Raw genomic sequence first — 14,707 nt, forward strand, 5'->3', positions numbered from 1 at the left:
ATAACTCTTAATTCGTATTTTTTCATCCAACCACCCCTTAAAGTGTAAACTCAGTCTAAATGAGGAGGTTTTAAAGATGAAAATTGGTGGCAGCTTGAACGAGTACTATCGAAGCGTACGGCTATTCTCAGCATTATCTGTTTAGCACGCTTTCTAATCCCTGGCTGTGTTCATTTTTTGATCGTAACTGTACCGGAGGCATTGCTTAACATTATGAAGGGGCTCAATGATGGTTGGCAAAATGGCCATTAACAATTATTCCCCAGGAAATAGCGGCCCCTATAATTCATGTTGATATTCAATACGACTCTGCCCATTGGCAAGAGCAATCACTTTCAACTGATCCGGAATCTGTTCTTGTAATTCGGTGACATGACTAATGATCCCAATCATTCGGTTCTGACCTTCGATACTCTGTAACGCTTCCATGGCCATCTGTAGGGCTTCTTCATCCAGCGATCCGAACCCTTCATCCACAAATAATGCTTCCATCGCAATCCCGCCAGACTCACGCTGGATCACTTCTCCAAGGGCTAAAGCCAACGATAATGCTGCGATAAAACTCTCACCGCCGGATAATGTATGAACACTGCGAACCTTACCAGCTTGATCATCAAAAACATCAATCTCCAGCCCGGTATCGGTCGCATGGGAGCCAGCATTAGGATCTAACCGAAATTGATAGCGGCCACCCGTTAAACGGCCTAAGCGACCGTTGGCGACTTGTAGCACTTTTTGCAGATAAGTCTGCAAGATATACCGCTCTAAGCTCAGTTTCAAATCGCCCTTCCCGTTGGCAGTATTAGCCAATTGTGTCATGTCGACCAATTGCTGTTGAGCGGCCTGATGCTCGGCTAATGTCTGGGTGATTTTGTCTGCCACTTGCTGATTTTGTTTGACGACCTGTTCATATTCATAATAAGCCTGCTGTGCCTCATCACGTTGCTCGGTTTGACGGCGTTGTGTCTCAGTCAATTGCGCGAGGTCAGGTAGGCTTTGGTCACCAATTTGCTGAGCCAGCGTCACCAACTGACTTTTAACCGAAGTTTCCTCATCTAAATAAGCCTGATACTGCTGTTTTAAGGTGCCTAAGGTCGAAATTTCTTCCGCCAAGGCGGCAAACTTAATTTCGGTCATCTTTTCATCTTCACTAACCAATGCCTGTTTGAATGTGGTTATCGCGATCGTTTGCTCATTTTCTTGTGAATTCAAATCCATCGTGAGTGAATCGTGATTGGCTTGTAACCGAGTTACAGCTTGTTGCGCACTATTTTGAGCTGCTTGTAATGCCTGTTGATCCTTCAAAAATGCTGCACTAGCTGCCTCAAGTTGGGTCATATGCCGGTCAAGTGCCGTTAAATCAGCAAATCGTTCAGGGAGCGATTGTTTTCGATCTCCCAACTGTGCCTGTAAGCGAACCAGCTGCTGCGCTTGAGTTTGCGCCTTTTCCTGCAGCTCAGTCAAAGCGGATTGCAGCTGTTCAACAAGTTGCTTTTCGCTGGCTAAGGTGGTCTCAGTGGACCCTTTCTCTGCAAGCGCCTGACTTAATTGTGTCTGTACTTGGGTTAACTGGTCAAGTTGCTGCTTCAACCAAGCGACTACTTGATCAACTGTCATGGGACTTGAAACGGTCTGATTAGCCGCAACGTCAGCTAGCCACCGTTGTGTAGTGGTCTGCAGCTCAGCTTGAGCTTGCTGCCAATGATCGGTCTGGGTTTCAAGCTCGGCTGTTAAACTTGCCACTGCCGATAAAGCCACTTGTCGTTGCTGTTCGGCCTGTTTCACCTCAGCTTCAGTAATCGCAGTTTCGGTTAAAACGGCCACTTTAGGATGGTCGGTAGCCCCACACACAGGACACGGCTCACCGGGAACTAGCTTGGCGCTCAGTCGTTTGATTTGAGTGACTGTCCAAGCGTGATCAGCATTTTGATAAGCCTTTTCCGCTCCGGTTTGTACCTGCTTGGCATGTGCCAAACGCTGCCGTAATTCATCAAGATGCTGTTGTTGAGCAGACACCGCTTGTTGGTGTTGTTCAAGCGTGGCCCATTGTTGCTGCCACATTGTGACCTGCTGCCGTTTGGCTTGCACCGTCGTTAATTCGTTGCTTTGCTCGTTAAGTTGGTTCAACATCTGCGATAATCGTGTCACCTGTTGTTGTGCTTCGGTTAACTGACGTTGTCGTTTGGCGACAGCAGTGGTCGTTGCCTCAGTTAAAACTTGTTGTGTCTTGACTTGATCGCTTAACGATCGAACTTGCTCATACAGTGGGCGGACGGAAGCTAATTGCGTTAATTCCTGTTGCCGCGTTTGTTCTTCGCCTTGACGAGCTTTCATTTCAGCTAATTTTGCGGTGGCTTCAGTTAATTTCGTCGTGCTTGCCGTCAAATCAGCATTGGTGGTCGCCAATCGCTGTCGCGTCTGTTCGACGAGTTGGGCTGTTTCTCGCCGTTTGTTTTGCAATGGAACCACCGTTGTCGCCCAATCAATCCGAGCGATTCTATTGGCTAGATCAGCCATCATCGGTGCCTGTTGGGCTAAACTTGCCTGGTGCTGACTAGCACGCTCACGTGCTGTCATTAACGTTTGCAAACTTTCAGCTGCTTTCAGCGTTGCCACAGTTTTGGCAAGCTGCGATTGACTCAACTCTAAGGCAGCTTTTCGTTGCTGCAACGCCGGGGTCATCTGCTCAATCTGCCTCGTTAAGACCGTCAAAACATCCTGAACGGGCGCATCCTTTGCTGGTGCTGATTCGGTGACCCATTCAATCATCTGTGTCATGGTAGTCAGTTTTGTGCTCTGCTCACTAGCGGCCTGTTTCATTTCTCGCAAACGGTCGTTTAACTGATTAGCCCACCGCGCGTACAGATCTGTACCAAATAAATCCGCTAATAAAGCTTGTTTTTCATTACTGTTAGCTGCTAAAAATTGCCGAAATTGTCCCTGTGGCAATAAAACAATTTGGGTAAACTGCGCAGGTGTTAAATGTAGGAGATCATATAATTTGGCTTCGACCGTATTTTTCTTAGTCCAGCTTTGTTCTTTACCGTTGTGGTCTGTGACAGTTAGATCAACACTCGCATTTTGGATTGTCGTGCCGGTGCCCCTTTTTTTGGCCACAGTTTGCTTTGGTGATCGTGTAATCACATATTGTTGATGCTGATGTTCAAAGATTAAGGTAACTGCTGTCGGTTCACTATCTGCGGCAAAATCGGATCGCATCGCTTCCGGATCGCGATCACCGCCAGAAGACTGGCCGAATAAAGCAAAGCACATCGCGTCAAAAATCGTTGTCTTACCACTACCCGTTTTCCCACTAATGAGAAAGAGTGGAACTTCATTGAAATCTTCAAAGTCAACAACTTGGTCGCGATACGGGCCAAAATTAACTAAATGCAATTGTAAGGGTCGCATCTTTATTCCTCCCCATCTTGGGCAGCACTTAAACTAGCTTTGGCCCACGCCAATTGCTGCTTATTTAGTTTCATGTCATTAACCTGTTCAAAAAAATGCTCGAATAACGTCAATGGGTCAAGTTCTGGATCAATGGTCACGACAGTCGGCAAATCCTCATACCCATTCAATCGCTCCAAACTAACAATATGTGGATAAACAGCTCGTAGCTGATTCATAACATCTGGAATAATCGCGCGATCTGTTAACGTGATACCATAGTAAGCATCACGATCCAAAGTGTTGTAATACGTATCATCAGTCAAATGAGCAAACGAATCCGTCAATGTCACCACCTCCCGAAATGGCTTGATGGGGATGTAGATTGGTTCGGATTTGTCAGTGTCAACAAGCCAAACCCCTTTTTGTTCACCAGCTTCTGACAATGAAAACTTCACTGGTGAGCCACTGTACCGAATTTTCGGTTGGTTTAACGCGTGATGGTTATGCAGATGGCCTAAGGCAACATAGTCAAAGGGCGCCAAAATATCTAATGGCACTGCATTCAAGCCGCCTACAACGACGCGCGTTTCAGAGTCCGTTTGACTACTACCCGCCGCAAAAAAGTGCGCCACAAGTATGTGCTTCTTGCTGGCATCAAAAGCGGCAACTTGCTTCTTGACGATCAAACGCATGGCTTGTTCAACCGTTCGCAGCTGATCATCACCAAAGTAGTTGCGCGCCTGCCAAGGTTCAAAATATGGCAATAAGAAAAATTGCGTGTCCCCTAACTCGATTGGGGTAAAAGCACCAGCTAACTCCGTATTTAAATAGTACTGCGTATTGGCGTACCACTCACTGCCCACATGTAGTCGTGTCGCACTATCGTGATTGCCGCTGATCGCTAATAGTGGCAGCTGATGGTGCAAATTCAAATCAACCAGCATCCGATTTAATTCCGCCACGTTAGCTTCACTTGGCAGTGCGCGATCATATAAATCACCAGCGATCACAATCGCATCTACGGCTTGATCCTTGGCGATCGTTAAAATCTGTTGATACGCATCCGCCTGCTCCTCCACCAGATCAAACCCATGTAGCTTTTTACCAATGTGCCAATCCGCCGTGTGTAAAAATTTCATCTTTCAACCTCGTCTAAGCATTAGGATCGCTATTGGATCTAAGTTTACACCATGTTTTTTAGAAAAAACGATCCGCAAGCCGACCAAAAAGCCGACGCACAAAATTTGCGTCGGCTTTTGCATGATCGTTCACTTTATTTGTGCGTCAGTGGAATTAACATTTCTCCACTAACCGAAGTGGCTTGCTGGTCAGTCATCACCGCGGTGTTAGGGCCACCAACATAAGCGTAATCTGTCAGCGTCGGTAACACTTTTCCAAAAGCAAGACCTTCAAGGGTATTAAACAAACTCATTTGATCTGGTGCGGTCGCCGTCACCACTAAGTAATCCCCCGCTGGAAACTGAATCGCCCGCAAGTCGGCATTATCAACCTGTACATCTGCTGCCGTCTGACGCCCAGCATAATAATGAAATTCGTTATTGATGGCTTCGTTCACCGCAAATACTTTCTCATTAATTGCCGTCTGCCCCAAGGCGACGAAAGCCGCTTGGTCGCCCACCTGTTGCCAAAAAGCGGCTTTTTGTGCCCCTAGTTGTGCATATTCGCCCGATAAAATGGTTCCTAAACCTAAAACAGTGAATGCTGGTTTTGTCTCAATTTTAAAATCTGCCATCTTTTCCATACCTCCATTACTTGAATATCATTATAATAGTGGTTAATCATGTCAAAAAATGACACCTTTTGAATTCTTTTAAGAAAGTGACGCAAACAGATGAATAAAACTAGCCGCATTAATACCATGATGCGCTACATCAACAATCGACAATTCTTTACCATTCGCGAATTGACCGAAGCCTTCAATATCTCACGCAGTACCGCGATTCGCGATTTGCGAGAAATCAGTGAGTTAGGTATGCCATTGACTGCGCAGGCTGGTCGTGAAGGCGGCTACTCGGTCTTACATAACCAACTTTTACCGGCAGTCCAATTCAATCAAGAGGAATTAAAAGCCATCTTCGTTAGCTTTATGGCGTCAACCAATAATCAACTCCCTTATTTGCAAAACCGTAAAAGTTTAACTGAGAAATTACTAGCCATCGCCTCGCAAAGCCAGCAAGATGAACTATTGGCCCTACAGGATCTATTGCCTTTCAGTAACCTGACCGCTAATCATGAAACAATACTGGAATTAACTGACTTTGCGCCGACAATGCTAGTAACACTCCTTAATGCCGCCCTAGTTAGTCGTCAACAACTCCTCAACCGCAAATCCCAGATGCAACCCATCGATTGCTTCATCGATCATTTCTTTATTCAAGCCGATCAATGGCAAGTCTTAGTTCTCAATCTAGGAAATGAACATCCGTTGACGATTCCGATTAATCAAATTACGCGAGTCACTGTACCGTCTAACCTCAATGCTAATCTAACTGTGCAACACGTTCATGCACTCATTAAACAGCACGAACCACAACCCAATGTTCAAGTAACCTTAGGGCCTCACGCAGTCGTCAAATACAAGCGACTAAGTGATCAAACTGGCCACATTAACTATTTAGATCCGTTTCAGCAATCGGCTACTTTGACCACCTTTGTCGCATTAACTGATCCTAGCGCGATCCAAGAATTTTGCGAATGGCTACTTTATCTTGGAACAGATGCCATCCCAACTCGTTTACCAGCCATTTTAAAATCAGCCTTGCGCACCCAGCTCACTAAATTTCAACAGAATGTTCATTAACGCCGTGGCCAGGTGAGCCGATATTGCGCTAACACCGTCGGAATCTCTGCGGCAATTTTGACACATGCCAATGGATCACCAAAGGTGGCCGCGCCGACCTGCACCGCACTGGCTCCCGCCAGCATCATTTCAACCGCATCCTGACCATTCATCACTCCACCGACCCCGACAATTGGTAAATCAAGGACTTCATGAACTTGGTGAATCATCCGAATCGCTAGCGGATGAATGGCTTGGCCAGACAAACCACCTGTACCATAAGCCAAATGGGGCTTTTGGGTGGCTAAATCAATTTCCATTCCCATTAGTGTATTAATCATCACCAATCCAGCTGCACCACCAGCAGAGGCCGCTTGAGCAATTGGAACAATGTCTGTCACATTAGGTGTCAATTTGACAAACACTGGTTTGGCAACTGCTTGCACGACACGCTGGGTCAACTCACGGACAGTTTGTGGATCAGTACCAAAGGCCATTCCTTCATTAGCCACATTGGGACAAGAAATATTCACTTCGATAAATGCCACATTCGCCGCACTGGCCAGTTGTTTGGCAACATCCACATACTCCGCAATATCAGCGCCGGCCACGCTGCCGCCGATTGGCAAATTTGGATAGTTAGTTGCCAGCCACGGAAGTTTTTCGTGCATGACAACATCAATCCCAGGATTCTTTAACCCAACTGCATTGAGCCAACCGGCAGAAGTTTGAGCAGTGGTTGGCCACGGATTACCCGTTCGTGGTGCACGGGTCGTTGATTTAATGACCAAGGCGCCAAGTTGATTTAGGTCGAAATGCTGACTCATTTCTTCGCCGTAACCAGCTGTTCCACTGGCAGCCATAACTGGATTACGTAATGAAACACCTGCTAATTCAATGCCCGTTTGCAACATATGTTAGTCCTCCTCCGCTTGACTTACATTAACAGCCGGTCGCCAATGCCATGGATTCTGATGCCAAGCTTTAGCAGAGGCTAAGGCTGTCGCCGATAAAACAGTATGTTGCTGCAGATACTTTAAGAGTTGTGGATAGGTAATTACTGGTGCCAGTGGCAGTTGTTGCTCCGCAAAATTGGTGGTCGCATCAGGTAAGGCGTAACTGAAAACCGCCGCTACGCCAAGGACCTTTGCACCAGTGGCTTCAACAGGCGCCACCGTCTTCAAGACACTACCACCAGTTGAAATCAAATCGTCAATCAGCACAACTTGATCATCCGCCGTTAGGGTTCCTTCAATTTGTTTACCAGCACCATGATCCTTGGCTTTTGCACGGATGTAGACGAGTGGTAAGTTGAGGACGTCGGCTACCCAAGCTGCATGAGGGATGCCTGCAGTCGCCACCCCGCCAATCGCGGTAACTGTTGGATAGTGTTTTTGAATCAGCATCACTAGCCCGGCGACAATGTGATGCCGCAACCGGGGCTCACTAATTGTCATTCGTAAATCAGTATAAATGGGCGACAACATCCCACTTGCATAACGATATGGCTTCGTTGGCGTTACACTAACCGCGTTTATTTTGAGTAATTCACTGATAATTTGAGCTTGCAATGATTCATTCATGACTGGTCCACTCCTTTACAATTTGTCGATAAGCAACCGCCGGATTAAGCGCTTGTGTAATTGGTCGCCCAACTACGATGGCACTACTGCCAGCTTGTGCTGCCTGCGCTGGGGTCATCACCCGCTGTTGGTCGCCTGCACTAGTTCCCACCGGCCGAACACCTGGCGTGACAAGGAGAAAGCTGGCAGGTAAAGTCGCTCGTAAAGCCGCAACTTCTTGTGGAGAACAGATCACCCCAGCCGCACCACTTTTAGCGGCTAACCGAGCCAAACTCACAACCTGATCGGACATGGATAAGCTGACATGTTGTTCATTGGCCAACATCGCTGGTGAAATCGAGGTTAATTCCGTCACCGCTAATAATTTAGGTGGTTCTACACCAGCTTGCTTCGCGCCAGCGGCTAACCCATTAACAGCGGCTTTGATCATCGTTTGACCACCGAGAGCGTGCACCGTCAGATATTGAACGTTGAGTTTCCCCAGTTGAAACGCCGCTTTTTCAACGGTATTGGGAATATCATGTAACTTGAGATCCAGAAAAATGGGATATCCCTGTTGCTGTAACCAAGTAATTACCTCAACACCAGCCGCATAAAACAATTCCATTCCCACTTTGATGGTCGGCTTATCTTGTGAATCCAACTGCTGTACGATTTGCTTTGCTGCCACCAGATTTGTGACATCTAGCGCTACCATGACTGATCCCAACACTACCCTCATTTCCGCCGCTTGGACACAAGACCTCAGGTTGAAACAAACTGATGATGGTTTGTTTTGCTCGACAAAGAACTCAGAGCGAAGCCAGCTAGGGTGTTACCGAGCACTAGCGGAGCCTGCGCAGTTGGCGTTACTTGCCAATTGATCGGGCTGGGCTAGGCACAGGTAACAAGCTGGTGTAGCTCGACAAAAAACCAATGGTCTTCTGCCCGGCTAACCGTTCAGTCTCCCATTGGTGTCATAATCATGGATGATGATCAAGCTAGCTTTTCAAACTCACAGGATTGAATTAAAGCGGCATGTATTTGATTGATTTAATCATACTGAAGTTTTGGGTTCTGTCAACGCTAATTATTTTGATCACAACGAAAAAACTTATTTAGTTGATAAATAGCAAGCTTAATTTGGGGCAAAACGGAGTAAATGCTTCTTCTTCACCGATCAAAATCAATTTTTGTTCGGTTTTACGCACCATCGATTTGACAATTTATGATTGCAATTGTCCTTTCTGCGTGGCATGATAAACGACAAGAAAAATAACGAATGCCTGTGAGCATTCATTTTGGAGGGTACAACCATGAGTCAAATTTCGCTTGAATCAACAGCTGCAATATCAAATCAGCAACGCTGGACTTTAGCATCCACCAGTGCTGGATTTGCCTTAGAGAACATGGATGTGATGTTACTCTCCTTTGCCCTTAGTTCCATCATCGCTGACCTGCACTTATCAGCAGGTCAAGCTGGCTTGATTTCTTCCATCACTAATGTGGGCATGTTAGTGGGTGGTCTCATATTCGGATTAATTGGTGATCGTTATGGCAGGGTGAAAACCTTCTCATATACGATCTTTATTTTTGCCTTCGCGACGACGGCAATGGCGTTTGCCAACTCAATCAACTTAATTTACCTGTGTCGTTTTCTGACTGGTATCGGTGCCGGCGGTGAATACGGTGTTGGCATCGCATTAATTTCAGAACGCTTCGCCAGCAACCAAATTGGTCGAAAAACTTCTGTGGCCGCGATTGGTGGGCAGATTGGAGCTGTGTTTGCTGCAATTTTAGCTGCGATCATCTTACCACGTTTAGGTTGGCACGCCCTCTTCTTAATCGGCTTAATTCCTGTTGGGTTAACTTACTTTGTACGGCGTCATGTGCATGAAACGCCAGCCTTCATTCAAGCCCACCAAACTAAGTCGACGACCCACTTCACAATCGCGCCATTGTTCAACTCACCACGCATCGCTTATCAAACTATTGCTTTAACCGTAATGTCAGTGGTTCAAATTGCCGGCTACTTTGGCTTAATGAATTGGCTACCAGCAATTATGCAAAAACAGTTGCATGTTTCCGTAGCTGGCTCTTCCATTTGGATGTTAGCGACGATCGGCGGCATGGTTATTGGTATGATGACATTCGGTCAAATTTTGGATCACTTTGGTCCCCAAGTTGCTTTTGGCCTCTTTTTAACCGGTGCAGCGCTGTCTGTCTATATTTTTACACTAGCTACTAATATTGCGACCATGCTGTTAGCTGGCGCTCTGATTGGTTTCTTTTCAAATGGCATGTTCGGAGGCTATGGTGCCGTGATTAGCCACCTCTACCCAACCGATGTGCGTTCCACCGCTAATAACGTGATTGTAAATATCGGTCGGGCCATCGGGGGCTTCTCATCATTGGCAATTGGTGTGTTAATGGAACACTTCTCCGTCAATGTCGTCATGATGTGCTTAGCCGGCATGTACCTCGTGAGCTTAGCCGTTATGTTAACCATTCCGACACTTCGTCATTTCAAACAAGGCAGGGCGGTAGCAAAAAGATTAAGGTTTCACGTGAAACAAGACTCTACCAAATCATTTCATTAGAAAACAGGGCCTTCTCAAATTGAGAGGGCCCTGTTTCTTACTGATTGCCGTTTTTTAAAACTTTATTCCATATTGCTGTGCGTATTAGCAGCAGATCCGTTCGATACATGATCACGTTGACTCAGCTTAAGGCAAAGCACATCAAGCGTAATGTGCACACTTTGGTCAAATAGCGTACTCAATAGTTGAATCGATTTAACGCCATCGCCCGCTTTAGTTGCGCCTGGTACAACGATTGTCGCATCAGCTAATTCACCCAACGGAGAATCAGCACGGCTCGTCACACCAACAATCGTCACACCGTCTGCCTTGGCCTTTTCAGTCAATTCGACAATACTACTCGTCTTACCAGAACCTGAAACAGACACTAGCACATCACCAGGTTGAATCGACGGGGTAATGGTTTCCCCAATCACATAAACAGTGTAGCCAATGTGCATCAAGCGCATCGCAAAGCCCTTAGCCATCAACCCTGACCGGCCGGCACCTAGGACAAAGATACGCTTATCCTTCGTAATCAGTTTTTCAGCTTGGTCAATTTGCGTCTCATCAACTAGACTCATCACTTCATTAATTTCTTTCATAACTGGTTCAATTAATGTCATTTGATCACCTCCATAAATTCTTTAGCAGCAGCTACTGGATCATCGGCACCGGCAATCTTGCCACCAACAATGGCAGTTTCAACAATTCCTTGTTCAGCCAGCTTGGCAGCCTGACTTACATCAATACCGCCAGCCACGGCAATATGTTCGACATTGGGAAAAGCAGCGTGGAATTGTGCCACTGATGCCACTGCATCAAAGTTGCCCCCCGTATCTTTTGAGTGATGAAGACCAAAAATGGCGTGGTTAAGGTGGGTCAACCGGGCGATCTGGTCATCAGAAACCTCAAGTAAATCAATAAACGTCTGTCGACCTAACTTTTCAGATAACGCGTACACCTGCTCAATCGTATCAATTGAAGCACTCGCCATCACAGTCAAGATATCTGCCGGCAGCTCAAATCCCTTAGTAAACTCATAAACGCCCTCGTCAATCGTCTTCAGATCAATCAATAATTCCGATTGCGTTAAGGCCACGCCACGTTCATTTAGTGTCTGTAAACCAAAATCCTTTGGAATCGATGTCCCTAATTCTACGATATCGACCACACCATCCAATGCGTGTGCCAAATGGACTGCTTGATCTAGTGATACCCGATCAATCGCCGCTTGTAATTTCATGCGTCTTCCTTAACTCCTTCCTTGGCATAAAACGAAGCCAAACCTGCCGGATCAGGGTAACCATCATTGTCGCCGGGTGTTTGTACCTGAAGCGCCCCGACAGCATTTCCACGTAAGATAGCAGACTTCATTGGCTTGCCTTCCAATAGGGCCGTAATAACGCCGAGGGCAAAGCCATCGCCTGCACCAACCGTGTCGACCACATGATCCACCTTAAATCCATCAACCGTATAGCTTTCACCATCAGCCGTTTTGACAAAGGCTCCGTTTGCCCCGACTTTCACAATCACTGTCTGAGTGCGTGCACCCTTTAAGTAAAAATCAGCAATTGCTTCTGGGTCATCGCTGCCCATTAATATCTTACCTTCTTCCACACCAGGAAGCACGATATTAGCTGATCCAGCGAGCTCATTGATTGTTTTGATCATCGTCTCTTGGTCTTCCCACAAAGATGGCCGCAAATTAGGATCAAACGTAACGAGAATGTCTTTAGCCACCAATCGATCCATTAACCGTCGAAACGATTGGCGTGAAGTTAATGACAAAGCAGGAAAAATACCTGACATATGGGCGATTTTCACATCACTCAAATCAACATCATCAATCACAGCCTCTTTGAGGTTAGCCGCTGCCGAATTTGTTCGGTAGTTAAAGGTCTTGGGATCTCCTTTTGAAACCAATTGTTTGAGCTGATGACCCGTCCAATGGTTGGGATCTTGAGAAATATAGCGGGCCCCGACCTGATGATCAGAAATCGTCTTAATCACGTAATCGCCCATTGGATCAGTCCCAACTTGAGAAATATAATCCACCGAATGACCGAGACGTTTAACTCCGATGGCAACATTCAATTCAGCGCCACCCAAGATCTTCTTGTAATTGATTGTATCTGCTAATGAGGCGTCCATATCAGTTGAGGCAAACGTCACAACGGGTTCGCCAATTGTAATCACATCACTCATGTGTTGTTAACTCCTTATCATTTTCGCTTAGCCAAAGAAATAAAAGACGAGTAATTCATTAATAATCGAAACCGCCCACATAATCGGAATCCCGTGTTTGAGGAAATCCTTTGACTGAACTTTCATGTAATCTAGACCCCAAACATTCCATGATTGGGTAATATCCGTCGAAACCGCCATCAACGTTGGTACATACAATAACGGTAATAGAAAGGCATCGTTAAACAAACCTGTTCCTGACAACACCGCTGCGGTTGCTGCACCAGCACCCCAGACATGCAATGGTCCTCTAAACAGCGCCAATGGTGCTAAAACACCCAACGCTAACGCCAAAATCAAGTGGTTGCTTGGCAAAATGGCCTCAAACAGCGGCTTAAAGCGAACGGCGTTAATTGAGGCCGCGCCGCTAAACATGATCAGTGCCATCAAGAACATGATTAAACCAGCGATATCGCCGATGGCTTGTTTAATTGAACTATCCAAAAAGCTGACGAATTTTTTGTATGACTTGGCATTTCCGGTGATAAAAATTGCTAATAACGTCGACAAAGTTAAGGCCGGAATGGCATCCCACTTGAACAACATATTCATCAACACCGGGATGATCGGGATCACAAACGCTAATTTGGGAACAGCTTTGACTTCAGCAGCATCGTTATTCTCCGCTCCAATGGCTCGTAAGTTAGCTTCTGCTTGGCTAGGATTAATTTTCTTGCGGTTCCAAATCAGGAAAATCACTACGGCGATTAACTGAATGGCAGCGGCGATACACCCAAAGACGAGGTATTTACCGCCATATTCTGCTTTAGGGAAAAAGGCTTTGATCTGGTTAAAAAGTACCACGTTAATGTACATCGGTGCACCGATGGCCAACGAAAATGCTGACAAAGCAATATCTCTTGGCATCCCAACCGAGAGCATGATTGGCAACAAAATAACCCCGATCGCAATCACAGAACCAACCCCATAGGCACTAACGAAGATAAAGGCGGTTACCAGAATCACAAGAATCGCCGCTAACAAGGGACGTTTCTTACCAACTTTGTTTGTCTCTTGGGAAATAGCCGGCGCAATGCCACTATCCACCAAGACACGCCCAAACCAAGAACCAAAGACAATATAGATAATTGTTGGACCGTACTTTAATGCTGGTTCAGCAAAGACCTTCTGAATTGCGGTATTGAACGGGACCAATCCAATGACAGACCATAAAATGGCCATCACGAAGAACCCGATCATTAAGTTGCCGCCCTTTAGGATGTAATAAATAAATCCACCAAAGGTGACCAATAATAAAATGGCAATAATTGTTGATGTCATCAGCTCTCACCTACTTCAGTTCGTAATAATGCTAATTGCTGTTTAATTGCTTCATCTGATTTCATGGGAAATTCTAGGGCAAATGGAACGTTACTTGGCATGATTTTCAAAAGTGCTCGCCAGTCGTAAAGGCCGGTATCTAAATCGTCAGTCGTCACCAAACTACCATCAACTTCGGCTGTATTTTTCAAATGAATATAATGGATAAATGGTGCTAAGGCTTCTGCACTCGCCGTTGCGTCTCCGTGAGTAAATGCCCAATTACCTAAGTCATATACATATCCAAGACTAGTCAACCCCGCTTCATGAGCAGCAGTCAGAAATGTCGTAATGGCTGATACAGTACCTGATACTGGCGTTTGATCATTTTCAACGTTTAGTTCGATCTGGTCGAGTGGCAACTCAGCAAAGGCCGTTGTCAAATCGCCGGTAAAACGGTCAAAATGACCGGTATTAAATTTGATTTTCGAAATCCCCATCGTTTGGCCTTCAGCAAAGTAATCCGGTAGTTTAGGATTAACGGTGCCGTCATCCAAAAACAATTGATCAGGCACACTAAGATTGACGATCAGTCCATGAGCCTTGGCCTTTTCGCCAACCTGTGGTAGTTCTGTTGCTAAATCTGTAAAGTATTCTCGTCGAACTTCAATGCCATCCGCGCCCAGTGCTGCCACGCGATCGACTAGATCAACCTGCGAAACGCCGCGTTTAACATCTTGTTCAAATACCCACGTATTTAAAATGACTGTCATATTCGATTCCCTCCAAGATAATTGTAATTAATGATCCAAAGATGGTGTAAACCAGCTAAAGCTTGGTAAACGTTTGCCAATACTTTCGAAGGC

General features: G+C 45.9%; 13 protein-coding genes. 2 read left to right on the forward strand and 11 right to left on the reverse strand.

Translation table 11 applies throughout. From position 1 onward, the window contains the following. Nucleotides 1-279 precede the first annotated feature (279 nt). From AC27FN_RS05165 to AC27FN_RS05175, 3 genes are all read right to left on the reverse strand, one after another. On the reverse strand, nucleotides 280-3,411 hold the full coding sequence (locus AC27FN_RS05165; protein ID WP_487166946.1) for an AAA family ATPase: 3,132 nt from the start codon (nucleotides 3,409-3,411) through the stop codon (nucleotides 280-282). 2 nt (nucleotides 3,412-3,413) lie between these two features. Beyond that, entirely contained in the window at nucleotides 3,414-4,532 is a 1,119-nt protein-coding gene (locus AC27FN_RS05170; RefSeq protein WP_487166947.1) for an exonuclease SbcCD subunit D, read from the reverse strand. Nucleotides 4,533-4,666: 134 nt separating this feature from the next. After that, nucleotides 4,667-5,146: a GyrI-like domain-containing protein gene (locus tag AC27FN_RS05175; RefSeq protein WP_487166948.1), complete on the reverse strand. Its 480-nt coding sequence runs from the start codon at nucleotides 5,144-5,146 to the stop codon at nucleotides 4,667-4,669. Between the two features lie 99 nt (nucleotides 5,147-5,245). On the opposite strand from AC27FN_RS05175, the gene AC27FN_RS05180 reads away from it, so the two are divergent. Continuing rightward, nucleotides 5,246-6,214, forward strand: coding sequence for a helix-turn-helix transcriptional regulator (locus tag AC27FN_RS05180; protein ID WP_487166949.1), 969 nt, complete (start codon nucleotides 5,246-5,248; stop codon nucleotides 6,212-6,214). Here AC27FN_RS05180 and AC27FN_RS05185 read toward each other — a convergent pair. From AC27FN_RS05185 to pyrF, 3 genes are read right to left on the reverse strand one after another with little or no spacing between them, the layout of a single operon-like run. Next, complete coding sequence (locus AC27FN_RS05185; RefSeq protein ID WP_487166950.1) at nucleotides 6,211-7,107, reverse strand: dihydroorotate dehydrogenase; 897 nt, start codon at nucleotides 7,105-7,107, stop codon at nucleotides 6,211-6,213. The two genes, AC27FN_RS05180 and AC27FN_RS05185, sit on opposite strands and share 4 nt — an antisense overlap. Nucleotides 7,108-7,110: 3 nt before the next feature. Beyond that, nucleotides 7,111-7,776 carry an orotate phosphoribosyltransferase gene (pyrE, locus tag AC27FN_RS05190; protein ID WP_487166951.1) on the reverse strand — a complete coding sequence of 222 codons (666 nt, stop codon included), beginning with the start codon at nucleotides 7,774-7,776 and terminating at the stop codon, nucleotides 7,111-7,113. Then, on the reverse strand, nucleotides 7,769-8,485 hold the full coding sequence (pyrF, locus tag AC27FN_RS05195) for an orotidine-5'-phosphate decarboxylase (protein WP_487166952.1): 717 nt from the start codon (nucleotides 8,483-8,485) through the stop codon (nucleotides 7,769-7,771). Before pyrF ends, pyrE begins: the two co-directional genes overlap by 8 nt. A gap of 586 nt (nucleotides 8,486-9,071) precedes the next feature. Between pyrF and AC27FN_RS05200 the strand changes: the two genes are divergently transcribed. Then, the gene (locus tag AC27FN_RS05200; RefSeq protein WP_487166953.1) at nucleotides 9,072-10,355 is read left to right on the forward strand and encodes an MFS transporter; all 1,284 of its coding nucleotides are present in this window, start codon (nucleotides 9,072-9,074) and stop codon (nucleotides 10,353-10,355) included. 62 nt (nucleotides 10,356-10,417) lie between these two features. On the opposite strand, the gene hxlB is transcribed toward AC27FN_RS05200, so the two are convergent. Genes hxlB through AC27FN_RS05225 form a run of 5 tightly spaced genes read right to left on the reverse strand, consistent with a single transcriptional unit; the run spans nucleotide 10,418 to nucleotide 14,614 of the window. Beyond that, nucleotides 10,418-10,960, reverse strand: coding sequence for a 6-phospho-3-hexuloisomerase (gene hxlB / locus AC27FN_RS05205; protein WP_487166954.1), 543 nt, complete (start codon nucleotides 10,958-10,960; stop codon nucleotides 10,418-10,420). Beyond that, nucleotides 10,957-11,580, reverse strand: a complete 624-nt coding sequence (locus AC27FN_RS05210) for an orotidine 5'-phosphate decarboxylase / HUMPS family protein (protein ID WP_487166955.1) — start codon at nucleotides 11,578-11,580, stop codon at nucleotides 10,957-10,959. The genes hxlB and AC27FN_RS05210 overlap by 4 nt, the downstream gene beginning before the upstream one ends. After that, on the reverse strand, nucleotides 11,577-12,542 hold the full coding sequence (locus AC27FN_RS05215; RefSeq protein WP_487166956.1) for a sugar kinase: 966 nt from the start codon (nucleotides 12,540-12,542) through the stop codon (nucleotides 11,577-11,579). The genes AC27FN_RS05210 and AC27FN_RS05215 overlap by 4 nt, the downstream gene beginning before the upstream one ends. 27 nt (nucleotides 12,543-12,569) lie before the next feature. After that, a complete protein-coding gene (locus AC27FN_RS05220; protein ID WP_487166957.1) occupies nucleotides 12,570-13,862 on the reverse strand; it encodes a gluconate:proton symporter in 1,293 nt (430 codons plus the stop codon). Further along, nucleotides 13,862-14,614 carry a sugar phosphate isomerase/epimerase family protein gene (locus AC27FN_RS05225; protein ID WP_487166958.1) on the reverse strand — a complete coding sequence of 251 codons (753 nt, stop codon included), beginning with the start codon at nucleotides 14,612-14,614 and terminating at the stop codon, nucleotides 13,862-13,864. The genes AC27FN_RS05220 and AC27FN_RS05225 overlap by 1 nt, the downstream gene beginning before the upstream one ends. Between the last annotated feature and the right edge of the window lie 93 nt (nucleotides 14,615-14,707).

The sequence above is a fragment of the Furfurilactobacillus sp. W61-4 genome, assembly GCF_057545565.1.

What these genes read in the sequence shown, in the direction of transcription:
- AC27FN_RS05180 (WP_487166949.1), top strand. Translation starts at nt 5,246, where the DNA reads ATGAATAAAACTAGCCGCATTAATACCATGATGCGCTACATCAACAAT.
- AC27FN_RS05215 (WP_487166956.1), bottom strand. Translation starts at nt 12,542, where the DNA reads ATGAGTGATGTGATTACAATTGGCGAACCCGTTGTGACGTTTGCCTCA.
- AC27FN_RS05170 (WP_487166947.1), bottom strand. Translation starts at nt 4,532, where the DNA reads ATGAAATTTTTACACACGGCGGATTGGCACATTGGTAAAAAGCTACAT.
- AC27FN_RS05225 (WP_487166958.1), bottom strand. Translation starts at nt 14,614, where the DNA reads ATGACAGTCATTTTAAATACGTGGGTATTTGAACAAGATGTTAAACGC.
- AC27FN_RS05220 (WP_487166957.1), bottom strand. Translation starts at nt 13,862, where the DNA reads ATGACATCAACAATTATTGCCATTTTATTATTGGTCACCTTTGGTGGA.
- AC27FN_RS05175 (WP_487166948.1), bottom strand. Translation starts at nt 5,146, where the DNA reads ATGGCAGATTTTAAAATTGAGACAAAACCAGCATTCACTGTTTTAGGT.
- hxlB (WP_487166954.1), bottom strand. Translation starts at nt 10,960, where the DNA reads ATGACATTAATTGAACCAGTTATGAAAGAAATTAATGAAGTGATGAGT.
- AC27FN_RS05165 (WP_487166946.1), bottom strand. Translation starts at nt 3,411, where the DNA reads ATGCGACCCTTACAATTGCATTTAGTTAATTTTGGCCCGTATCGCGAC.
- AC27FN_RS05200 (WP_487166953.1), top strand. Translation starts at nt 9,072, where the DNA reads ATGAGTCAAATTTCGCTTGAATCAACAGCTGCAATATCAAATCAGCAA.
- AC27FN_RS05210 (WP_487166955.1), bottom strand. Translation starts at nt 11,580, where the DNA reads ATGAAATTACAAGCGGCGATTGATCGGGTATCACTAGATCAAGCAGTC.
- pyrE (WP_487166951.1), bottom strand. Translation starts at nt 7,776, where the DNA reads ATGAATGAATCATTGCAAGCTCAAATTATCAGTGAATTACTCAAAATA.
- AC27FN_RS05185 (WP_487166950.1), bottom strand. Translation starts at nt 7,107, where the DNA reads ATGTTGCAAACGGGCATTGAATTAGCAGGTGTTTCATTACGTAATCCA.